Below are 23,309 nucleotides of genomic sequence, written 5' to 3' on the forward strand. Positions count from 1 at the left end.
TTGCTTGTAAAAGGCGAGTCGGTCGACTCGCCTTTTTTGATGTTATGATGTGCGAGGTTGTCCATAATACTTGGCTTTGAGCCAAAACGCCACACGTACCAGCAGTATCAGGGCAGGCACCTCTACCAAAGGTCCAATCACGCCAGCAAAGGCTTGTCCGGAGTTCAAACCAAACACGGCGATAGCTACTGCAATGGCCAATTCGAAGTTGTTGCCCGCAGCTGTGAAAGCAATGGAGGCATTCTGACTGTAGTCCGCTCCGACTGCTTTGCTGATGAAAAACCCAATCAAGAACATGATAAAGAAATAAACCAACAAAGGAATCGCTATCCGCACCACATCCATCGGGATCTCTACGATCAATTCTCCCTTGAGCGAAAACATCACCACTATGGTAAACAAAAGCGCAATCAGTGTCATCGGCGAAATGGCTGGGATAAAACGGTTGTTGTACCAGTCTTCACCTTTGACCCTAACCAAAATCACTCGACTCAAAATCCCCATCAAAAAGGGCAAGCCCAGATACAATGCCACACTCTCAGCAATAGTCCCTATGGATATGTCAACGATGGCTCCCTCAAACCCAAAATATGGAGGCAGCACAGTGATAAACAACCATGCATAAAAGCTATAACCGAACACCTGAAAAACACTATTGAGGGCTACCAAACCCGCACCATACTCGGTACTGCCTTCTGCCAGATCATTCCAGACGAGCACCATCGCGATGCATCTGGCCAGTCCGATTAGAATCAGTCCTACCATATACTCAGGGTAGTCACTCAAAAACAAGATGGCCAATACAAACATCAATACAGGACCAATAATCCAGTTGAGCAACAGCGATACGGATAGCACTTTGACGTTCTTAAATACCGCCGGGAGTAGCCTATAATTGACCTTGGCCAGCGGTGGATACATCATCAAAATCAGCCCTATCGCGATGGGTACATTGGTCGATCCATGACTAAACGAATTGATAAAACCAGCTGTGGATGGCACCAAATATCCTATAGAAACCCCCACAGCCATGGCCAAGAATATCCACCATGTCAGATGCTGATCGAGAAAACTTAATTTTTTTGAACTCCCCATGGTCATGATTTTATTTGAGAGAAAACATAAAACATCTCTGAAGCAATCTGATGCGATCGCTCATCGTACATCTCTACTTCCTTAGGCGTGTCATCGAAAGCCTTAGGGTCTTCATAGCGTACGGGGATTCGCTGCTCTGTACCAGGGATGAAAGGACAGTTGTCATCCGCATGTGAGCAGGTCATGATCGCCGCGAACTGGTCTGCAGTGTTGACAGGATCGTCAAACAGTTTTGAGAAAGCCAATATTTGGTTTCCGCTTTCCGAGTGCGTGATGGTGTATTTGGGGTTTTCCTCTCCCACCGAACTCACCTGAAAACCACTGCGTTCGATAGAGGCCACCGCACGCTCGTTAAATGCCGTCACCTCTACCCCACCAGAGTAGCAGTGTGCCGATACCCCATAGCGGTCTGCCGCTGTCTGTGCCCAAACCTGTGAAAACTGGCTCCTACGTGAATTGTGCGTACAGATGAAATTGAGATGAATGGGCTGTCCCTCATCCACTTTCTTCTGAATATAATCGATGAGTACCTGCAAAACCTCTCTCCTCTCCTCAGACACAGACCGTTGATCTATTTGTTCAACAGCTTTGGCTAGGGCAGGATACCAATTGTTCGTTTCTTGTTGATTCATGATTTGAATAATATTAGCAACATCCTGATCCAGGAGCGCAGCTGTTTTCGTTTTCTGATTGTAGTGTTGACATTTTTATCCTCGGCTTTTGGGCAGGAATACCACATGCATCCTCTGCAAGGCAAGCGGTTTGCTTGGTCGTGAGGACAAATTCGCCATCTACTACGCTCAGGCCATACTTACCGATGCTATCTGACTGATACTCTACCTCTATCTCCCAGTCTTCTATTCCTAGCTTCTCCTCTGACAAGGATATAATATTCACGAGTTTAGAAGCGCTCAACCTGTGGTCATGGTCGTCAGCATGCCACAGTTGGAAGTTGACCACCTGCTCTTCTCTAATCGTCCCTCCACAGTCAATGAATTTCTTATGAATCCCTCCTACTTCTGTCACATGAAAGTGCTCTGGCACTATCTCACCGTTTGGCAATTTGAATACGACTTGATCCAGTCCCTTCAATGCTAATTTCATTTCTGATAGTTTCATATTTATAGCTTTTTATATTGCAATATTAGAATAGGGTTAAACAAAAAATTTTAACAGCAGTTTTTATTTACAGTCAATATCTCTGATATCTCTGCCAAAGCTCCCTTGACACGCATCCACGTCTGCTCATCGATACAGTAGCAAATATTCTTTCCCTCAATGCTCCCTTTGATCAATCCAACCCTTTTCAACTCTGACAAGTGTCGAGAGATCGTAGGCTGTGCCAGCGGCAACTCCCCGACGATATCATTACATATGCATGAAGGACTCTTAGCTAGATACTCCATGATGGCCAGTCTAGCAGGATGCCCCAGTGCCTTGAGTATATCTGCCATCTCAGTGATGCGTGATTCGAAACCTTCGGTCTTTGTTGTTCCCATATAGCGATATTAGAATACATTATCGATTTACACAAACTTATTGAGCATGATTTCTTCTCCTCCTTTCGACTTGCCTTAGATTTGTCGAACAGACGACCTATGAAAATGTCGATTTTATATCTAAGCAAAGCAGTCAGCCCACGCATCAGACAGATGCTCAGTACCAATGTGATCGGCACAGCGGGACAGTCACCTGTCTACCAGCAGCTCTCCACTGATCAAAAACTCAGTCAACTTCCTCGACCCCACTTTGCTGAACTGGTAAAAGGAGATCGTCTACTGGGCGTATGTTGTTTTTGTGAACGCGAAACGAGGATAGACCAAACACCACTCACTAGCTACTATGTTCGCTACTTTTCATTCCTAGATCAACTCAGAGTCGCCAAAAGACTGCCCAATGGACGCAAAAAGAACAGCCTACTCAAACAAGAAGTACACGAATTACTAACCGGGACGGCATTTGCTCACGCCAGTCATACGCCCAACCTATTCTATGCCTATGTAGACCCCAACAATGCAAGGTCGGCGCTACTCTGCGAGGAGTTTGGTTTTGAGACAATAGGTAGCTTTCGGACCCAAATGATAGGAAGACTCTTCCCCCGAGAGCGATGCTTACCAGAGCAAGTGACTCCCGAGACTCAGCCACTGCTACGAAAACTACTCAGCACTCACTATCAGAACTATAACTTCTACACGGAAGACAATCTTTTCTATCAAGACAACTACTTTGTCCTACGGGATTCGGACGGAAAGATATTGGCTGGACTACAAGCCAACCCAGAACAATGGAAGATTCACAGCTTACCTAGTTCATTGGGCAAAATTCTGCTCAATATTGGTAGTAGAATCCCGGTCTTCAACCGGTTACTCAATCAACAATTTCGGTTCCTTGCAGTAGACTATATCTACAGTCCAGATGATAATGAGCAATATCTAATACAACTCATCGAAACCTTACTCGCTCGATTCGGGCTTTATACTGCTATGTTTTTAGTCGATGACAAATCCGACCTAACAAAGCAAATCAACAACATCAACAAGGGTCTAATCAGCAAACTCCAAAAGGCAATTCCCATTTCGATTATCGTAAAACCTAACCAGCTGACGACAAATCAGCTAAAACACCTAAAAAAACATCCCACTTTTTTATCATCTTTTGATACTACTTAACATAATTCACTTGATTTTTTTTTCTGACCATTATATTTGCGACCTAAACACGCCTAAGTATTAAAGTATGAGACTGAGTTCCTTAGCTAGAAAGATCAAAATCACCCCCAATCAATTGGCGGATTTCCTATCCGAAAGATCGATTGACACACCTCAGGGGACTAATTCTAAGCTAACGGACGAAACCATCGAGCTAGTCCAAGAGGCATTTGACTACCAAGAACCTGAAGAAGCCCCTATTACAGAAGAAGAGCCTGTCCTAGAAGAATCTCCTGTAGATACGACCGAAACAATCATCCTGGAAGAAGCTGTCGCTCCTGAAACCGATAGTTCTACGGTCAATGAAGTAGAAATGGAACTAGAGGACGAAATATTGCCCACCGAAACAGTACTGGAAGCAGAAGAAATACCTGACGAAATGGACGAATCTACTACGACCGCAGATGTGGAAGAAGTCCAAGCGAAAGAAGCGATCGATGAACCCGACACACAGCCAGAAGAAGCAATAGACCCAATCACAGAAGAGTCAGTTTCGGCAGAGCCAGAGCCAGAATATCAACCCATAGAAGCTGAGGATGGTACATTAATAGAAGCCAGAGCCGAGCTACTGGCATTGGACAAATCTGTCAAAATCATCAAGGCTCCAAAAGCTCAAACGCTCCAAGGGCTCACCATCAAGGGAAAAATCGATCTACCACAACCCAAAACGCCCGAGCAAAAAGCTCAAGAGAAAAAAGAGAAAGAATCTAAACCGCTAGATCCTAATGCCATCGTGTACACCAGCGGGCCAAAACGTGAAAGAACCCAAAAACACAACCCTCGCCGAAACAAAAAATCGCACAAACCCAACCCTGTCAACAAAGTAGAAGCAGAAAGAAGACGCAAAGAGAAAGAAGAGCAAAGAAAAAAGGCGCGTCAATTGCGGCAAGAAAAAGAAGCAAAAAAACAATACTACCAATCCCAAGTCAAAACCAGCCCTACCAATACTCCAGCCAAAAAGAAAGCAAAAATCAAGAAACATAAACCAGAAAAAGTAGAAGGAAATGCACTTCAAAAATTCTGGAAATGGCTCAACACCTAATCATATACCACGATCTATCTAACCTAATTCTACAATCAACCCCAACTAAAAAAACACACCTGTAGTACTGAAAATGGCATACTTTTTTCTTGTCACGATCTCGAAAGCAACTAAATATAGCTAAAAACATCATTTGCGACATATATGTTAAGAACTAGATTACTCGTCCTTCTCTCCCTGTGCCTATTCTCTCAATTCTCTTTTGGTCAAGCCAATGACAGTCTCAAACTCTCGATAGACCAGAGCTTCATTCAAGCACAAAGAGGAGAAAAAATAAAGTTCCAAATAGGGAAAACACTTGACTATGGTCGTATCAGATTGATCAAAGCGCCCGAAGGTGCTACACTCGACCAGTCTGGCAACTTTTTTTGGGACATCCCAAATCATTATGCTAAAAACAACGCCATCGTCGAAGTACATCTATATCTCGAAGAGAGATTGGTAGATGCACAGTCCATATTCATCATTATCACTCAGCCCTCTTCTGCTCCGCAGATTACGATCAAAAGCAATGCTGTTCTCCAAAATGGCGTCTACAAAATCAACCCCGCCTCGGATTTCCACCTATATGCTTCGGCCTATCTACCCTATAGTGCAGACTCTACTGGCGCCGTATTAGACTATTATTTCAATGAAAATCCTGAGCTAAAGTCTCTCGACAATGTCGTCATCAAGAGCCAAGGACATCACCTCAACATAGAGTGGTCTCCAGATGCACTGCAAATCCAACAGAAATACTATCGTCTCACACTGATCGCTACTGACGAATACCATAACGTCACCAAGGAAGTGCTCATGTTTGCCCTAAGTAGCAACAATCACCTGCCCTATTTCAAATTCCCTGTTTTGGATGAATACTACGTCGCAGAAAATGAGGCCCTGTCGATAGATCTATCAGCAGATGATATGGATCATGACTCACTACTCTATGAGCTAATCATCCCCAGCAAAATCGGTAATCCGAGATTGTCTGAAAAAGGGCTATTCACATGGAAAATCAACGGGGACGAAATCCGAAGACTGAGAAGCTTCTTCCCTATGAAAGTAACGGTAGAAGTAACAGAGAAAGGGCCTGAAAACCCAAACACCATCTCCAAGACATTTCTCATCAGAAAAAGTATCCGAAACGAGCCCCCAAAAATCCTAAACCTGCAAAACGAACAGATCAGAGAAGGTATTACTCTAAACAAGAAAGTCTTTATTCAAGATGGAAATGATCAGTTTTCTGAATTGGAAATAGACATCATCGGTGCTCCCGAAAACATGGTATGGGATTTTGAAAACAACCTATTATCCATTCAATGGACTCCTGGTTTTGAAGTGGTAGGAGTAGAGATGCAACCCAAAAAATTCGACATGCTACTAGTGGTTAGAGACCCACATGGCTATGTAGATCAGAAAGCATTTACCATCACTGTAGAGCACCGAGAAAACACCGAAGTAACCTACGAAACCTATCTAGACTACAGAGACGATGCAGTGCAATTGATAGAGCTACTCTCTCAAATCAACAACGAAATGGAAGACAGAGAAAACAAAGTCCAGAGCCTCAAAAAAGGTTTATCCGTGACTTCTATGTTTTTGGCTGTTTATACCGCTAGTGGTAACGTCTTTGATGACGGATCTACAGCCAGTGAGTTAGTGCCCTTCGTCGGTATCATGGCTGCTATCACCACTGGTATCAACGCATTTGGATTCAACGACCTACCCAAATTCGGGTCGATCCGTGAGCAAACATTTATCCTCCAGCAAAAACTCATGTACATACTAGCACTACTCAATGAGTACCGCATCGATGGACCTAACAGCCCCAACCTGGAAAACAAAGAGTTTAGAGACAACCTATCCACCTATGAACAGTGGATGGTGCAAGACAAGCTAAACTTCAAGAGTTACTATAGCAAATACAAGAGTCTAAACTACATCAAAAAGAAAACACAGCAGCAACGCAAAAAAGCAAAAGCACAGGGCAAAAAACCAGAAGGACTGCTATTCCTGGATTTGACAAAAATATAAGGATACGAAAAACAAATTGACTGCTGGCACAAACCAGTGGTCAATTTATTAGAAGCCTACCATGATATTCATCCCTATAGACCAGGGAGAAGCATAGCGTCCATTGTCTCGACCCGTACGATAGGTCACATTATAGAGTGCGTAAAAATTAATAGCCGCTTTCCCACCAATATTCTGAGAATACCCTCCTCCCACAAAAAAAGCATCATATCCTCTTCGCTCTTCGACATAATCTAGATTTAGGTATTCATACTGCGCCATCAGAAAGAATGGCGGGTAGATCGCGTACTGAGCAAACACATTGACTCCATAGTCATTGTAATTCGTATTAGTTGGCTTCCATTTATAATATTGATAGGTCAAACCTACACCAGTATTGAGTTTTTCGGTCCACCTATACCCCGTCAATACAGACACGCCTACATTTGTCTCACGATCACTAAAAAACAGCGACCCTATACCTCCACCAACATAGACTTTATCCATCCACTCACGGTTTTGGTTACCACGTTTATCCCCTTCTATCGTATAGCCATTGCGTGATTGCCCCATTGCCACACCAGTCATCAAAGCGAAAAACAGGCTGACCACTACTAATTTCTTCATATCTATTACTTGTAACATCACTCTTCTATTACTACGAAAACATCCTCTCCATCCTTCTTCATGAAATACTTTTCACGAGCAAACTTCTCCAACAGTTCATCATCATTGAGGAGTGCCTCACGGTCTGCTTCCGTACGCTCAATCTTCTTCTGATAGTAAGCTTTTTGATCTTCGAGTTCTTCGACCTTACTTTTTAGTTGATATTGGGAATAAAAATCATTGGAATCAAAAAACAGCATCCATACCAGAAAAACCACCGTGACGATGAAGTAAAAGTTCTTGGTAACCTTGATGTGTTGTTTCATGGGCATTATCTTTTATGGCACTAAATTAACCAATATCAGTATCTTTTGCTACACCCATTATGCACTTCACTACTCGTCGCTCCCCACCCGACTTATCAAGTGATAAAATCTCCATTATTGATTAGCTTCAGACAAAATTCAAAATCTAATGTTTTATTTGTCCTTCATCAACCCTCTATTTGAATGAAAGTACTTCTGACCGAAGACAACGTTGATTTGCAAAACAACATCCTCACCTACCTCCAAAATGAAGGTATTCTCTGTGAGTGTGCTACGTCTATTCAAGCCTGTCAAGACCGGCTCGTTGCATTCGAATACGACATTCTAATTCTAGACAGAATGTTACCAGATGGAGATGGTATTGAGATTATCCAGTTTGTCAAGTCGAGAAATATCAACATCAGCATCCTCATTGCATCCGCCAAAAATGAGTTGGATGACAAAGTAGAAGGGCTCAACCTTGGTGCAGATGACTACATTACTAAGCCATATTTCATGACAGAGTTAATCGCTCGACTCAAAGCACTCTACAGACGAAACACGCTGGGCGGCAATCAAAAACTACAGATCGGTAACATCACCATAGACACAGACAAACAAGAAGTCTGTATCAACAACACCCTAATCCCACTAACAAAGAAGGAATATGACCTACTACTCTACATCTATGCCAACAAGAACCGAATCATAACCAAACTAGCGATCGCCGAGCATCTTTGGGGAGATTTCACAGACACGCTAGGTTCTTTGGACTTTGTCTATCAACACATCAAAAATCTTCGAAAAAAAATCATCTCCGCAGGTGGCAATGACTTCATACAGACAGTCTATGGCTCTGGATATAAATACGCAATTGACGCATGAAACTCGTTCAAAAACTTACGCTATTCTACTTGCTACTTAGTTTAGTTGTTCTTTCTCTGGGAGGGGTCTTCTACTATATTACCTTCACCCAGTTAATTGATAAAGAAACCGATTATGAGCTCAATGGAGAAGTAGGCAGACTCTCCAAATTCATTGAAAAAGGAATCCCTTATGATTCCCTTACCGATCAGCGCGTACAAATTTCACTCATAGTAGACAGTGCAGACATGCACCATTCGAGAGCATTCAAGGACACCACAGCCTATCACGGGCCTTCCAAGGCAATAATTCACCACCGAAAGATCAAAAAAACAGTTCAAATCAACCAAAACTGGTACCATTTCCAAATCTACGAATCAGTAATCGAACCGCTCGACACCTTTTATGGAACTTTCAAAGCTACGCTAGTCGTATCTATAGCATTAATTCTATTCTCCCTGATTTACAGCTTTTTCGTATCTAAATGGCTCCTTCAACCCTTTCACAAAGCACTAAAACTTATTCAGAACTTCAATGTCCAAACCTCTACACCAATCGTAACTGAACCCGCCAGCACTTCAGAGTTCAAAAAACTCAATGACTTCATAGAGAACATGACGCACCGAACAGTCACAGACTATAATAACCTCAAAGAATTCTCCGAAAATATAGCACACGAGATCCGTACACCACTCGCTATTGCATCAGGAAAACTCGACCTCCTGATGCAAAACAGTGAGCTGTCCGAACAACAAATCGATTGGACAATTCAGTCCCAAAAGGCGCTTAACAAGGTCTCTAAGATTCAACAATCTCTGGTCACTCTTAGCCGGATAGAAAACAAGGAGTTCAACCATATTGCAGACATCCAGCTCAGTCATATGATCCGACATATCTGTGAAGAAAACGCCGACATATTTGAACTACGACACATCCATATCGAAACAGAATTAGCAACTGACACAGTCATCCAAAACGACCCTGTACTAATCGAAATCCTACTCACCAACCTTCTCCAAAATGCCATCAAACACAACCTATCAACTGCCGGCAATATCACGATATCGCTAAGCCATACTAAACTCAAAATAGCCAACTCAGGATACGATCTACACGCCACGACAGAGATACTCATGCAACGGTTCAAAAAAGACAGCTCTAACAACGATTCTATCGGTTTAGGTCTATCTATCATCAAAAAGATCTGTGATTTATCTAACTATGGATTTGATTATTCCTTTGATCAGAGTCTAAAACAACACGAAATCACCATTGAGCTATCCTAATCACCCTATTCACTATCTTATATACATGACTGGGAGTCTTTCGTTTGTATCCAAGGCTGTCTACCCACTCATGTAAAACTTCAAATTCTACACAGATTTGCATTCTATCTTTGTGATGAAAACATTTAAAACGTACGATTATCGAACACATGAAAGCATTATTCCTTGCTGTATTCACCACCATCTTATTTTCTATCCCGAACTGGTCCATTGCTGCCACTGAGTACCAAGTCAGAGGCAAAATAATTGATGCTTCATCAAAAGAACCTTTGGCATATGCTACTGCTTCTATTCATGACAAAACCACTAACGAGTTAGTCGATGGACAAATCACACAAGAATCAGGTACCTTCCAGCTTCAAGTAAAACCTGGTTCTTATTATTTGGAAGTAAAATTCATCTCCTACGAAACCAAAAACATCAATTTCATAGTCAGCAACTCAGATATCAACCTAGGAGACATTATGCTGACAGTCGACAGCCAAGAATTGGAAGAAGTAGTAGTTCAAGGCAGGAAAGAACAAGTCGAATTTTCACTCGATAAAAAGACCTTTAATGTAAATGAAAATATAAGTAATATCGGAAAAAATGCTTCCGACATACTGGACAATCTCCCTTCTGTACAAGTAGATGTAGAAGGCAACGTTTCTCTCCGGGGCAATGACAATGTCAACATCCTAATCAATGGAAAGCCCTCAGGCATGGCTGGCATGAGTAGTCAAGATGCACTCCGCATGCTACAAGGCAATATGATCGAACGAGTAGAAGTGATCACCAATCCATCGGCACGCTACGATGCAGAAGGCACGGGCGGCATCATCAATATAGTACTAAAAGAAGATGCACAAAAAGGCCTGAACGGGACATTCGGACTAGACGCTGGATACCCTGACCTGATCAGACCCAATGCCAGTATCAACTACCGGTCAGGCAAGTTCAACTTCTTCGCCGGAGCAGGCCTCAGCTACCGCCGCTACAACGGCTATGGAGAATCATACACGACTTACTATGAGACAGACACCACTTACGCTACCGATAGCCGTCGCGACCATGATCGGGGAGGCATCTCTCAAAACTATAGAGTGGGTGCAGATTATTTCATCAACGACAATAACAAGCTCACCCTCACAGGAATTTATAATGTAGGAGACGAAACCAATAATACTACACTAATCTACCATGATTTTGACGTCTACGATTCGCTACGCTACATTACGAATAGGGATGATACTGAGCAAGAAGACGAAAGTCTAATCGAAACCTCCCTTAATTATGAAAAAACTTTCTCTGATCACGAGGATCATAAACTAACAGCATATCTACAATACCGTGACAATAGCGAATTAGAGCAGTCAGACATCGATCAGGTATCGACTAAACCAGATAGCGATGTGATCCAAAAGGTGAGAAACGACGAAGGGGAGAAAACTCAACTAGCACAGGTAGACTATATTCATCCCTTTTCAGAAACCGGAAAATTTGAGCTCGGCATTCGAACTTCACTAAGAAACATCCGAAATGACTATCTAATCGAAAGTCTAGAAAACGAAATATGGGTCAGAGAAGATAGTTTGTCCAACGATTTTGAATACCAAGAAAACATCTATGCCGCCTACGCTATTTATGGCAATAAATTCGGCAAGATTTCTTATCAACTCGGCTTACGGGTAGAAGCCACCAACATTGAGACAACACTTGAATCTGAAATACTTGATGACACGAACACAAAAAAATATGTCAACTATTTCCCCTCCGGGCATTTCACCTACGAAATGAACGAAAATCAAAATGTACAATTGAGTTACTCACGGCGTCTACGTAGACCCAGTTTCCGCAACCTTAATCCTATTAGTGGGTTTAGCGACTATAGAAACCTACGCTTTGGAAACCCTGACTTAAACCCTGAATTGACAGACTCCTATGAACTAGGGTATCTCCATAATTGGGAAACGGGTTCTTTCTATGGAGGGATATACTACAATCATACAACCGATGAGATTGATCGTTTGACTTTCCCCAGCCCCAATCCGGATGACGATGGCGTGATGCACTCTAAGCTCTACAATCTAGCGACTGAAGATGCCTATGGTTTTGAGATCAATGTATCGCAGGACTTCACCGATTGGTGGACAATGAATGGTGACTTCAATTTTTTCAGGCGAATCACAGCAGGGGAAGCGAGAGGCGAGTCATTCGATGCAGATGCTCGCTCCTACAGTGCCCGGGTCAACACAAAGTTTGACCTTCCTCAAGATATTGATTTTCAGGCCAACCTGAACTACAGAGGACCGCAGAACACCACTCAGGGAAAGAGACTGGCATTCTACACCGTTGACTTAGGCGCTACTCGTGACTTCTTCGATGGCAAAGCCACACTCACAGCCAGTGTACAAGACTTGTTCAACACTAGAAAGTACCGAAACGAGTCTGCCGATACAGGTTTTGAGTCCAGCTCGGTGTTTCAATGGAGATCGAGACAGTTTATTCTCAGCTTTACCTACCGTCTTAATCAGAAGAAAAGCAGAGAAGATAAGCAAGACAACAGTCAAAACAATAATAACGATGGAGAACTATAAATCGCCCAATTGATTAGATATAAAAAAAGCCGAAGTTCTCACTTCGGCTTTTTTTATATTCTTAATATGTAATACGACTTAGTGAGCCGCCATCTTTTCCTTTCTCTTTTTCAGTTGACGTCTCAGTGATTCTATCACCTCATCTGTCCCTGCCTCAAAAGACTTAGATTGTCTCTTAGCAAATAACTGTGTCCCAGGTATATTAACCTTAATCTCTATTGTCTTATTATCTCTCGAATCTGCGTTCTCCACTTTCATGATAACCTCACCATCAATGATACGGTCATAAAATGTTTCCAACTTGTCAGCCTTCTTTTGGATGAAGTTTACCAATTTTTGATCTGCGTCAAAATGAATGGAATGCATCTGTAATTTCATAAGATTAAATTTTAATTAAACAATTGATTTATGCCTTTGGATGCGCCTGATCGAAGGTCGATTTTAGCTTCTCCAAAGAGTTATGAGTATAGACTTGAGTAGCAGCAAGACTTGCATGTCCCAGCAAATCCTTGACCGCATTCAAGTCTGCCCCATTATCTAACATATGCGTCGCAAAAGTATGTCTTAGCACATGAGGGCTTTTCTTATTTGTTTTTGATATCAACCCGAGGTATCGCTTCACTATCCTATTGATCAACATAGGATAGCATGGCTTACCAGCATCTGTCACTAACAAAAATGGACTATCAAAACCAGCTTCTTGCTTATGCTTATTATACGTTTTGATGATAGAGGTGTTGTCAACTGACAGAGGAATAATACGCTCTTTATTTCTTTTTCCTAAAACCTTAATGGTAGCAACATACAAATTAACATCCGCAACCTTTAAGCCTATCAATTCGGACAATCTAATACCGGTACCATAAAGTAACTCAAGTACCAAACGGTCTCTTTGGCCTGAGAAGTTATCTTCAAACACCATCTGATCCAACATGTTATTCATTTCAATTTTTTGAATAAACTCTGGTAGAGGCTTAGGTATTTTGAGCGGACGTATCCCTACTACAGGATTCTGGGCAACTACTTCTCGTTTTATAAGGAATTTATAGAAAGTTCGCAGGGATGCAATCTTCCTGTTAACTGATCGGGGCTTAATATCAGCTTCAATGAGAGAAACTATCCAAGTTCGCAAAAGCTTTGGATTAGCAGTTTCTAGCGTTTCGTTAAGATCTTCTAAAAAAGCATGAAATTGATTGATGTCAATTTCATATGATTGTACAGTATGAATGCTGTACCGCTTTTCGTTAAGAAGGTGTTTTATAAAAGGTTCTATCATTAGTATAACCTTGACATGAAGGTTATACTAACTTATCAAAAACCATCCAGAAAAACTACAAAGACTAGTAGTTTTCGTCAGCGAACATTTTCTGCTTGTAAGCAGCTCTGATCTTTTGCGTTCTCTCTGTAATAGAAGGCTTTTCAAAGTATGCTCTAGACCTCAATTCTTTCAAAACACCCGTTTTTTCAAACTTCTTTTTGAATCTTTTCAAAGCCTTATCAATTGATTCGTTCTCTTTAACGTTTATAATTAACATAATATCTTGTTTTCTAAAGGAGCGCAAATTTATGATTCAATTCAGACTTTACCAAGACTCCCTCTAGTATTAATTAAATTTTATCAAACAAAGTACGAGATATCACTAACTTCTGAATCTCTGAAGTCCCCTCCCCTATCGTACACAATTTAGCATCTCTGTAGAATTTTTCGACTGGAAAATCTTTAACATAACCATAGCCTCCAAAAATCTGAACAGCGTCATTGGCTACAGAAACAGCAGTTTCTGACGAATGAAGCTTTGCCATCGCAGATTCTCTATTTACACTTTTGCCTTGGTTTTTCAGTTCAGCAGCCTGCTTGATCAATAGTCTTGACGCCATCACCTGAGTCGCCATGTCCGCTATCTTAAACGAAACCCCCTGAAACTTAGCAATCTCTTGATTGAACTGCTTCCGCTCCTGTGCATATGCAACAGCCGCGTCTAATGCCCCCTGAGCTATCCCAAGCCCTAATGCTGCAATAGAAACACGCCCCCCATCAAGAATCTTCAAAGCTTGCACAAACCCTTCTCCAACTTCTCCCAATATATTCTCCTCAGGCACTCTACAATCATCAAAAATCATTTCAGCAGTCTCTGATGCTCGCATCCCCAATTTATTCTCTTTTTTACCTCCAGAAAAGCCAGGCGTCCCTCGCTCCACCACAAAGGCTGTCATACCATGTGAATCACCAGCTTCACCAGTCCTTGTCATCACTACTGCCAAATCACCACTAATCCCATGGGTGATAAAATTTTTCGTACCATTGATCACCCAATGGTCGCCATCCTTTCTCGCAACTGTCTTCATATTACCTGCATCAGAACCTGTATTAGGCTCTGTCAAGCCCCATGCACCTATCCATTCTCCTGACGCAAGTTTGGGCAACCATCGTTGCTTTTGTCCCTCACTCCCAAACTGTAAGATATGCCCCGTACAAAGCGAATTATGTGCAGCAACGGATAAACCAATAGAACCGTCAATCTTTGCTATCTCCGAAACCACTGTCACATACTCATGATAACCAAAACCTGAACCTCCATACTCTTCTGGTACAAGAACCCCCATCATACCCATTTCACCTAGCTTCCTAAACAAGTCAATAGGGAACTCCTGAGTCTCATCCCATTGCATGAACTGCGGTTTAATCTCCTTTTCAGCAAAATTTTTAATCATATCTGCAATCAACTCACAGTTTTGAATAGAGATGTTTTGCGTATTTTCGCTATTTTTTATCATTTTATTTAATTGATTATCAGTTGTTAAACACAATTATTAAAACATTATCCGCAATAATAAAAATACGCATGTGAGATTTTTAAGTTACGACTTAAAATCACTTCATTTCATATCAAAACACTCCCATTTTAACAATTCAACCATTAGATTTGCACCACTCCAAATGAATTGAAAAATATGAAAATAGCTGTAGTTGGAACTGGTTACGTAGGTTTGGTAACTGGTACATGTTTTGCCGAAACAGGCAACCATGTTACATGTATAGACATTGACGAGAAAAAAGTTGAAAAACTTAAAAACAAGATAATCCCTATATACGAACCTGGGTTAGAAGTCCTTTTTGATAGAAACATCAAACAAGGCAGATTAGACTTTACGACTAATCTGAAGGAAGGGATCAAAGGTGCTAAAATCATCTTTTTAGCACTTCCAACACCTCCAGGCGAAGACGGATCAGCTGATCTAAGTTACATCCTTGGTGTAGCTGAAGATTTAGGCCCATTACTGGATCAATACACTGTCATCGTAGACAAAAGCACAGTACCTGTTGGCACAGCAGACAAGGTTACTGCAAAGATTGCTGAAAACGCTAAGGTAGAATTCAGTGTAGTATCTAATCCAGAATTCTTGAGGGAAGGGGTTGCCGTAGAAGATTTCATGAAGCCCGACCGTGTAGTCATTGGTACATCATCTACTAAGGCACAAAAAATCATGGAAGAGCTTTATGCACCATTAGTTAGACAGGGCAATCCTATCATCACCATGGATGAGAAGTCTGCGGAGCTGACTAAGTATGCTGCCAACTCTTTCTTGGCTACTAAAATCACGTTCATGAACGAAATCGCCAACATGTGTGAACTCGTCGGTGCTGACGTAGATATGGTAAGAAAAGGAGTAGGAACTGACTCTAGAATCGGAAAAAGATTCCTATTTGCTGGAATCGGATATGGAGGTAGTTGCTTTCCTAAAGACGTACAAGCTCTAGCCAAATCTGCAAAAGAGGTCAACTATAATTTTGAGATTCTTAATGCAGTAATGGCTAAAAACAAAGAGCAAAAGACCAAGTTAATAGACAGGCTCAAAGACCACTATGGTTCTGATCTCAAAGGAAAAACGGTTGCAGTATGGGGGCTTGCCTTCAAACCTTATACCGATGACATTAGAGAAGCCCCTGCTCTTGTTAATATCAAGGCATTGTTAGAAGCTGGTGTTAAAATCAAGACTTACGATCCAGAAGCGATGGATAACGTCAAAGAACTTCTCGGTGATTCTATTACGTTCTGCAAAGATGAATACGACGCAGCAGAAGATGCAGATGCTCTTCTCATCATGACGGAGTGGCCAGTATTCAGGACACCTGACTTTGACAAAATCAAGTCTACGCTCAAGGACAATGTCATTTTCGATGGTAGAAATCTCTATAATACTGAGACGATGGCCGAATTAGGAATTACTTATTACAGCATCGGTAGAGCGATTGTAAAGTAAGATTGAATAACAATACAAGACCGAGGTGTGAATTATACATTCATGCCTCGGTCTTTTTGTATAGGTAAGGCTATCTGTATAATTGACAACCCACAAGTTTCAAATCGAAATAGTAAAGCATTAGAACAAATGAAAAGATCAATACTTATCACTGGTGGAGCAGGGTTTATCGGTTCGCATGTTGTACGATATTTTGTCAACCAATACCCTGATTATCAAATCATAAATCTAGATAAACTAACCTATGCAGGAAATCTAGAAAACCTAACAGACGTCACAAATAGTAATTACAAATTCTTAAAAGGAGATATCTGCGAGGCAAACTTCATAGAGAAGTTGTTCGCTTCAGAGTCCATTGATGCCGTCATCCACCTGGCAGCAGAATCACATGTGGATCGTTCCATTGAAGACCCACTTTCCTTTGTCAATACCAATATAATTGGCACGGTAAACCTACTCAATGCTGCGAAGAAACAATGGAATGGAGATTTTGACAATAAGCTCTTTTATCACGTTTCTACTGATGAAGTCTATGGGTCACTAAAAGATGGAGAGTTCTTCTTAGAAACGACCTCATACGATCCTCAATCTCCCTACTCTGCTTCAAAAGCTAGTTCGGATCATTTTGTAAGAGCCTATCAAAACACCTATAACCTACCTATAGTAATCTCTAATTGTTCCAATAACTATGGTCCTAATCAATTTCCTGAGAAATTGATTCCAGTATGTGTCGAAAAAATCATTGAAGAAAAGCCGCTACCCATATATGGGGCAGGTGTCAACGTACGTGATTGGCTATTTGTAGTAGATCATGTCACGGCCATTGATGCAGTTTTTCACAAAGGAAAAATTGGAGAAACCTACAATATAGGTGGCTTCAACGAATGGAAAAACATAGACCTAGTCAAACTCCTGTGTAAAATCATGGACAACAAACTAGGCCGTCCAGAAGGGTATTCTGCTCAGCTTATCACCTTCGTAACCGATAGGGCTGGACACGACATGAGGTATGCGATCGACTCTACCAAGATATCCAACGAACTCAACTGGAAGCCATCGGTACAGTTCGAAGAAGGACTCACAAAAACAGTAGACTGGTATCTCGCCAATCAACCTTGGTTAGACAATATTAAATCTGGTGCATACAGAAAATAGTCGTTTAATTTATCTTCGTAGACTTTAACACAATCACTCATGGTTATATCATCAGAAGTTCGGCTCAACCAATTGGTCATTCACAAACTGGCAGAAGAAGGTCTCATCACCTCTACTGGTAGTATCGACGCGCTAGACGAAGACCTTAATAAACTGTTGGTTAATTATTTCTTCAAGTCTTTCAAGGAAGAAGAGCGATACCATTTTGCGATCGACAATGAGGAGATTGATCCTAAAACTTTTGAAGTGGTTAGTCAGATTTTTGACAACCCTGAATCTCTTTACGATCACTCATTAGTACTAGCCTCACACCTCTCTGCTCTTTCTCAAAACCAAAACATTAAAGAAGGAGACTTCTTGGTGTGTCACTTTGAAGATTGCGTAATCGACGATGAAGTTACAGATGTGATCGGGTTGTTCAAAGTAGAAAACAAAGAGACCTACATCAAAATCATGGGGCAAGGAAACGATTTCAATATTATCTCCGACGAAGGTATAAGCATCAATAAACTCGACAAAGGCGTACTTATCTTCAATACAAGTAGAGAAAGTGGATATCAAGTTTTGCTCGTAGATATAACAAACAAATCAAATAGTGCGCAATACTGGCAAAATGATTTTTTGGGACTAGAAAAAACGGTAGACGAATATTATCAAACACAAAACCTCATCAATAACATTCAGGAATTTGCTCAAGGGGCTTTCGAACAAAATGAAAAGCCAGAGAAGCTTTCCTTTGTCAATGAATCCATTGATTACTTAAAAAACAACGAATTTTTCAACAAAGAGGATTATCAAGAAAAGGTATTACAATCACCAGAACTGATTGATCAATTCGAGAACTTTCAAATAAAAAAACAAGAAGAAGAACCAGACCTAGACACCAATCAATTCGATATATCCAAACCAGCCATTAAGAACACCAAGAGATTCATCCGTTCGATCATCAAGCTAGATAAAAATTTTCATGTCTATGTACATGGCAACAAAGAACAAATTACACGCGGGTACGACAATGAGCGAAAACTCAACTACTACACTTTATACTTTCACGAAGAACATTAGGGATTCCTACAAAAGAATTTTAACTAAAGACCTCTTCTAGTTTTTCGTTGGTGATAGGCTTACTGACAAATGAAATGATATTTTCATTGTCATTGGCTTTATCAATATCAGATTGAATCACTGAAGAAGTGACCATGTATAGCTTTATCTTAGATCTCATCTCTGAAGGCAGCGTCTGATAGTCCTGTAGAAAATCCCAACCATTTTTAACAGGCATATTCACATCCAGCATAACCAAGTCTGGAAGTACATCGGCTTGATCTACATTCTCTTTAAAAAAATCGTACGCCTCTTGCCCATTAAAAAAACTGAGAATTTCACATTCGAAATTTTTCATCTCGATTTGCTTCTTGATAATCAACTGAAACACCTGATCATCATCTATAACTGCTACCTTTCTTATCTTACCCATAATGTGAAATCTAATTTATATTAATGGTCTGTACTTATCAACTTTAATGTTCCAAAATCGACAATAAACTTAGTCCCTTTTCCTTCTTTACTTTCTACCGAAATCAAGCCACCTAGGGATTCTATCTGTGCTCTAGTGATAAATAGCCCTACGCCCCGCGCATCTTGGTGTGCATGAAATGTCTTTCGCAATCCAAACAGTTTGTCACCATGCTTTTCCAGATCTATCCCCAGACCATTGTCCTCAATCGAAAGATACCCTCTACCGTTTTGTTCCCAACTTCGCAGCTTAATCAGTGCCTTCTCATTAGACCTCCGATACTTTATCGCATTGGTCACTAGGTTCTGCAAGATACTCTCCAAATAGATTTTGGGATAAAAAATTGAAGGCATGTCAAAGTTAACCACAAACTCCGCATCTGCCTTAGCAATTTGGTCAACAATACTGTTTAGTATTTTCTCTAACACCTCCTCAAAATGCAAAATTTTCCTCTGTTTATCTAGCTCCCAAGAAGTCTTCACGACATCATTGAGCTCAATAATGGTCTCGTCTAGGTTACGGACCGTCTTTCCTACATTCTCCCACACGAACGCCTGTGTGGCTTCTGACGGGTCCGCTTCTCTAATCTTAATCAGAGATAGCATATTGGTAATCGGTGCTCTCAAATTATGGGACGCGATGTGAGCAAACTCCTCCAACTGATTGTTTTGGCGAGCGAGATTTTCGTTAAGCACTTCCAATTCTTGGTCTCTAACTAGAATATGACGTTCCGCTTCTTTACGATCTGATATATCATAAAATGCAATTTGCACAGACTCTTCTCCTTGATAATCTATCAAGGTGCCCATAGCCTCCACTTCTATTACTGACCCATCCACACATAGAAACTTCTGTTCGTTGCGATGTGCCTTTTTGGTTTTATATATCTTATCTACTCTTGCTTGGGCGATTTCTTTAGATTCGGGATGGACAAAACTCATGGCTTGCTTCCCTACAAAATCATAGATGCTATTTCCTCGTGCTAAACGAACCGTCTCGGTATTTACGTGTTTGATCACACCATTGCTATGTATAATGATGCCAACTGGAGAGTTATCAAAAAGCAACTGAAAACGATTGGCTTCCTCTATTACTCGCTCCTCACTGAGACGTAGATCTCTTTCCACCTGACGCAACAATGTCACATCATTCAAGCTCATAATATTCTTAACAAATCTACCATGCTCATCTCTGATGGTGGTAGCAGAGAACATGACCTCCATGATATCACCATTCTTCTTGATGAACTGCAGAGCCACATCTTTACAGTAACCATTTTGCAAAAAATCAGGCAACATCTTGACGGCATCCTTTCTAGACCGTGATGTCAGAAAATGCATCGCTCGTCTACCAATCACGTCTTTTCTAGCATAGCCAGTCTTCTCTAGGAAGTAATCCCCCACTTCTATCACCACGCCAGACTTATTGGTAGAGGAGAAATAAGCTGGTGTATTATTATAAAGAGCCTTGAACCGGTTTTCGCTATCTTCAATTTTCTTTTGGTATTCAATACGCTGTAGCTCCGCAGCTGCACGTGTCGAGAATATTTGCAAGATTTTTTCGGTATGCTTACTGGACACCAATGGTCTTTCGTAAAGTGCAAAAATGAACCCTATTGGCTTGCTATACAATTCATTGTAATAAAGAGGAATACCTACAAAACCATTGAAAACATGGTATTGATTGAGTTCAAAATGAGGGAATTTATTTTTGAAACCATGACCAATCTCAAAATAAGAATGAGTAACGACCTCTTCGAAGGGTGAGCCTTCTATCTCCCACTCAACATTCTCAATTTTCCCTCCTATAAAGTTAACAGAGACAGTCTCCAAAAGATCTTGTCTATCATCTATTAAACATATCGCAGTATAATCGGCCTTGAGCGCTTTGGACAGCTGTAGCGTCAGTTGGTCCAAATAATCAGTGCCCGTCCAAGAAGATGTCGCTTCATAGATATTCTGAAGCAAATCATAATATTCTATGAGTTCGTTTTCACGCTGCCTTTTTTTCGTAATTTCTTTGATGATCGCCAGAACCTCGTCTGTATCATTGGGCTCTACTAGCACTTCGTAGTGCGTCCTGCTCCCCAGCCTCCCTAATGAGAAATATGCAGATTGTGATTCTTGAGACTCGATACAATCACGAACCGCTTTGTACACCTCTCCTAAAAACTCAAAATCCTTAATATTCCGATTGTTGTACAAATCCAACTCCAAAATAGCTGGATCACTGCTAGGGTGACAATGACACTCCAATACCCTGCCACTCCAATCTATGCGTAGAATGGGATCTTTTACAATCTTCAGTAAACCTTGTTTGGTATCAATGGGAGTCATGTATGAGACGAAAATAAATCAATTAAACCATTTTGCTTTCACATACATGAGTAGATTCCGAAATAGTCATAGCTGATCAACTTTTCTCCAATTCGTAAATAGTGCTACTTGATTCCTTAGAAATCAGCCTTAAGACTAAGCCATAATTCACAGATTCACAATTTTACATTCAAATATTTTATCCCATTATTTTTAATTTCCATCACCAGCATTCTTTGCTTAATAAGAGGGCATCTTCTAAATTTGCGCCTCATAGAAACCATTATATCATGCAGAGAGATCTTGACGTATTCAACCTAATCGAAAAAGAAAGAGAAAGACAAGAAAGTGGAATAGAACTTATTGCTTCTGAGAACTTTGTATCACCGCAAGTGATGGAGGCCGCTGGAACGGTACTCACCAACAAATACGCTGAAGGTCTACCAGGCAAAAGATACTATGGTGGCTGTGAAGTCGTCGATCAAATCGAAGACATCGCTAGAAACAGAGCCAAAGAACTGTTCGGTGCAGAATGGGTCAACGTGCAGCCACACTCAGGTGCACAAGCGAATGCAGCGGTATTCTTGGCATGTTTGAAACCAGGGGATGCAGTATTAGGTTTTGACTTGTCGCACGGCGGTCACCTCTCGCACGGTTCGCCCGTCAATATCTCAGGAAAATACTTTGACGCCAACTTCTACGGCGTAGAAAAAGAAACAGGACTCATCGACATGGACAAAGTCGAGGAGAAAGCCAAAGCTGTAAAACCTAAATTAATCATCTGCGGAGCATCTGCTTATTCTAGAGATTGGGATTACGCACGATTCAGAGCGATCGCTGATTCGGTCGGCGCTTTGCTATTGGCTGATATCTCTCACCCGTCTGGACTGATCGCCAAAGGTCTCTTGGAGGATCCTATGCCGCACTGTCACATTGTGACCACCACCACCCACAAAACACTCAGAGGACCAAGAGGTGGGATGATTTTGATGGGCGAAGACTTTGAAAACCCATGGGGATTGAAAACACCAAAAGGCATCACTCGCATGATGTCGTCTGTTTTGGATTCGGGTGTATTCCCAGGTACACAAGGAGGACCGCTAGAGCATATCATCGCAGCAAAAGCCATTGCATTTGGCGAAGCGCTAACGGATGATTACATGCACTACGCACTCCAGGTCAAGAAAAACGCAGAGGTAATGGCTGAGTCTTTCGTCAAAAGAGGCTACAACCTGATCTCTGGTGGCACAGACAACCACCTCATGCTGATCGATCTCGGTTCAAAAGGCATCACAGGAAAGGATGCTGAAAACGGGCTCGTTAGAGCTGAAATCACGGTCAACAAAAACATGGTGCCATTTGATGAGCGTTCTCCGTTCGTCACCTCAGGTATCCGTGTAGGTACTGCCGCTATCACTTCACGCCACATGAAAGATGGCGACATGGATCGCGTGGTTGAGTTGATGGATACCGTTTTGATGAACCTCGACAATGACGCTAAAATCAACGAAGTGAAAAACGATGTAAACACATGGATGAAAGACTTCCCACTTTACACACAACTTGCTTCTTTGGTATAAACT

General features: G+C 41.4%; 22 protein-coding genes. 10 read left to right on the forward strand and 12 right to left on the reverse strand.

The genetic code is table 11. The features are described 5' to 3' along the window. Window positions 1-42: 42 nt before the first annotated feature. From arsB to BGP76_RS11875, 4 genes are read right to left on the reverse strand one after another with little or no spacing between them, the layout of a single operon-like run. Complete coding sequence (gene arsB, locus BGP76_RS11860; RefSeq protein WP_073122548.1) at window positions 43-1,095, reverse strand: ACR3 family arsenite efflux transporter; 1,053 nt, start codon at window positions 1,093-1,095, stop codon at window positions 43-45. Window positions 1,096-1,097: 2 nt separating this feature from the next. After that, window positions 1,098-1,727: a protein-tyrosine-phosphatase gene (locus BGP76_RS11865; RefSeq protein WP_255416124.1), complete on the reverse strand. Its 630-nt coding sequence runs from the start codon at window positions 1,725-1,727 to the stop codon at window positions 1,098-1,100. Window positions 1,728-1,740: 13 nt separating this feature from the next. Further along, window positions 1,741-2,214: a DUF6428 family protein gene (locus BGP76_RS11870; protein ID WP_073122220.1), complete on the reverse strand. Its 474-nt coding sequence runs from the start codon at window positions 2,212-2,214 to the stop codon at window positions 1,741-1,743. Between the two features lie 50 nt (window positions 2,215-2,264). After that, window positions 2,265-2,594: a helix-turn-helix transcriptional regulator gene (locus BGP76_RS11875; protein ID WP_073122223.1), complete on the reverse strand. Its 330-nt coding sequence runs from the start codon at window positions 2,592-2,594 to the stop codon at window positions 2,265-2,267. Window positions 2,595-2,699: 105 nt separating this feature from the next. Here BGP76_RS11875 and BGP76_RS11880 point away from each other — a divergent pair, with 105 nt between their 5' ends. The 3 genes from BGP76_RS11880 to BGP76_RS11890 all read left to right on the forward strand — a co-directional run bounded on the left by BGP76_RS11880 (window position 2,700) and on the right by BGP76_RS11890 (window position 6,861). Then, window positions 2,700-3,764 (forward strand): hypothetical protein, encoded by a 1,065-nt coding sequence (locus BGP76_RS11880; protein WP_119844819.1) that lies wholly within the window; start codon window positions 2,700-2,702, stop codon window positions 3,762-3,764. A gap of 67 nt (window positions 3,765-3,831) precedes the next feature. After that, on the forward strand, window positions 3,832-4,845 hold the full coding sequence (locus BGP76_RS11885) for a hypothetical protein (RefSeq protein WP_119844820.1): 1,014 nt from the start codon (window positions 3,832-3,834) through the stop codon (window positions 4,843-4,845). A gap of 144 nt (window positions 4,846-4,989) precedes the next feature. Continuing rightward, entirely contained in the window at window positions 4,990-6,861 is a 1,872-nt protein-coding gene (locus BGP76_RS11890; RefSeq protein WP_119844821.1) for a hypothetical protein, read from the forward strand. Window positions 6,862-6,909: 48 nt separating this feature from the next. Here the strand turns inward: BGP76_RS11890 and BGP76_RS11895 are convergent, their stop codons facing one another. Then, the gene (locus BGP76_RS11895; RefSeq protein ID WP_158584262.1) at window positions 6,910-7,467 is read right to left on the reverse strand and encodes a hypothetical protein; all 558 of its coding nucleotides are present in this window, start codon (window positions 7,465-7,467) and stop codon (window positions 6,910-6,912) included. 17 nt (window positions 7,468-7,484) lie between these two features. After that, window positions 7,485-7,772 carry a septum formation initiator family protein gene (locus BGP76_RS11900; RefSeq protein WP_119844989.1) on the reverse strand — a complete coding sequence of 96 codons (288 nt, stop codon included), beginning with the start codon at window positions 7,770-7,772 and terminating at the stop codon, window positions 7,485-7,487. Between the two features lie 183 nt (window positions 7,773-7,955). On the opposite strand from BGP76_RS11900, the gene BGP76_RS11905 reads away from it, so the two are divergent. The 3 genes from BGP76_RS11905 (at window position 7,956) to BGP76_RS11915 (ending at window position 12,477) form a co-directional block, all read left to right on the forward strand. Then, a complete protein-coding gene (locus tag BGP76_RS11905) occupies window positions 7,956-8,636 on the forward strand; it encodes a response regulator transcription factor (protein ID WP_073122237.1) in 681 nt (226 codons plus the stop codon). Continuing rightward, on the forward strand, window positions 8,633-9,901 hold the full coding sequence (locus tag BGP76_RS11910) for a HAMP domain-containing sensor histidine kinase (protein WP_119844823.1): 1,269 nt from the start codon (window positions 8,633-8,635) through the stop codon (window positions 9,899-9,901). Before BGP76_RS11905 ends, BGP76_RS11910 begins: the two co-directional genes overlap by 4 nt. Window positions 9,902-10,050: 149 nt before the next feature. Beyond that, on the forward strand, window positions 10,051-12,477 hold the full coding sequence (locus BGP76_RS11915; protein WP_119844824.1) for an outer membrane beta-barrel family protein: 2,427 nt from the start codon (window positions 10,051-10,053) through the stop codon (window positions 12,475-12,477). Between the two features lie 78 nt (window positions 12,478-12,555). Here the strand turns inward: BGP76_RS11915 and hpf are convergent, their stop codons facing one another. The 4 genes from hpf to BGP76_RS11935 form a co-directional block, all read right to left on the reverse strand. Then, window positions 12,556-12,855 (reverse strand): ribosome hibernation-promoting factor, HPF/YfiA family, encoded by a 300-nt coding sequence (gene hpf / locus BGP76_RS11920; protein ID WP_073122245.1) that lies wholly within the window; start codon window positions 12,853-12,855, stop codon window positions 12,556-12,558. Window positions 12,856-12,883: 28 nt separating this feature from the next. Continuing rightward, entirely contained in the window at window positions 12,884-13,753 is an 870-nt protein-coding gene (locus tag BGP76_RS11925) for a tyrosine-type recombinase/integrase (RefSeq protein WP_119844825.1), read from the reverse strand. Window positions 13,754-13,817: 64 nt separating this feature from the next. Beyond that, on the reverse strand, window positions 13,818-14,012 hold the full coding sequence (gene rpsU, locus BGP76_RS11930) for a 30S ribosomal protein S21 (protein WP_073122250.1): 195 nt from the start codon (window positions 14,010-14,012) through the stop codon (window positions 13,818-13,820). 73 nt (window positions 14,013-14,085) lie between these two features. Beyond that, a complete protein-coding gene (locus BGP76_RS11935) occupies window positions 14,086-15,252 on the reverse strand; it encodes an acyl-CoA dehydrogenase family protein (protein ID WP_119844826.1) in 1,167 nt (388 codons plus the stop codon). Between the two features lie 177 nt (window positions 15,253-15,429). Here BGP76_RS11935 and BGP76_RS11940 point away from each other — a divergent pair, with 177 nt between their 5' ends. The 3 genes from BGP76_RS11940 to BGP76_RS11950 all read left to right on the forward strand — a co-directional run bounded on the left by BGP76_RS11940 (window position 15,430) and on the right by BGP76_RS11950 (window position 18,960). Continuing rightward, window positions 15,430-16,740 (forward strand): UDP-glucose/GDP-mannose dehydrogenase family protein, encoded by a 1,311-nt coding sequence (locus BGP76_RS11940; protein WP_119844827.1) that lies wholly within the window; start codon window positions 15,430-15,432, stop codon window positions 16,738-16,740. Window positions 16,741-16,869: 129 nt separating this feature from the next. Further along, the gene (gene rfbB / locus BGP76_RS11945) at window positions 16,870-17,895 is read left to right on the forward strand and encodes a dTDP-glucose 4,6-dehydratase (protein WP_119844828.1); all 1,026 of its coding nucleotides are present in this window, start codon (window positions 16,870-16,872) and stop codon (window positions 17,893-17,895) included. Window positions 17,896-17,934: 39 nt separating this feature from the next. Continuing rightward, window positions 17,935-18,960 (forward strand): nucleoid-associated protein, encoded by a 1,026-nt coding sequence (locus BGP76_RS11950; RefSeq protein ID WP_073122256.1) that lies wholly within the window; start codon window positions 17,935-17,937, stop codon window positions 18,958-18,960. Between the two features lie 19 nt (window positions 18,961-18,979). Here BGP76_RS11950 and BGP76_RS11955 read toward each other — a convergent pair whose 3' ends face one another. Together BGP76_RS11955 and BGP76_RS11960 are read right to left on the reverse strand one after the other, a co-directional pair. Further along, on the reverse strand, window positions 18,980-19,372 hold the full coding sequence (locus BGP76_RS11955) for a response regulator (RefSeq protein ID WP_073122258.1): 393 nt from the start codon (window positions 19,370-19,372) through the stop codon (window positions 18,980-18,982). 20 nt (window positions 19,373-19,392) lie between these two features. Continuing rightward, window positions 19,393-21,747, reverse strand: coding sequence for a PAS domain S-box protein (locus BGP76_RS11960; protein ID WP_119844829.1), 2,355 nt, complete (start codon window positions 21,745-21,747; stop codon window positions 19,393-19,395). A 269-nt stretch (window positions 21,748-22,016) separates the two neighbouring features. Between BGP76_RS11960 and glyA the strand changes: the two genes are divergently transcribed. Then, window positions 22,017-23,306, forward strand: a complete 1,290-nt coding sequence (gene glyA / locus BGP76_RS11965) for a serine hydroxymethyltransferase (RefSeq protein ID WP_073122262.1) — start codon at window positions 22,017-22,019, stop codon at window positions 23,304-23,306. Window positions 23,307-23,309: the final 3 nt, after the last annotated feature.

The sequence above is a fragment of the Reichenbachiella sp. MSK19-1 genome (genome assembly GCF_003590315.1).
GTDB lineage: Bacteria > Bacteroidota > Bacteroidia > Cytophagales > Cyclobacteriaceae > Reichenbachiella > Reichenbachiella agariperforans.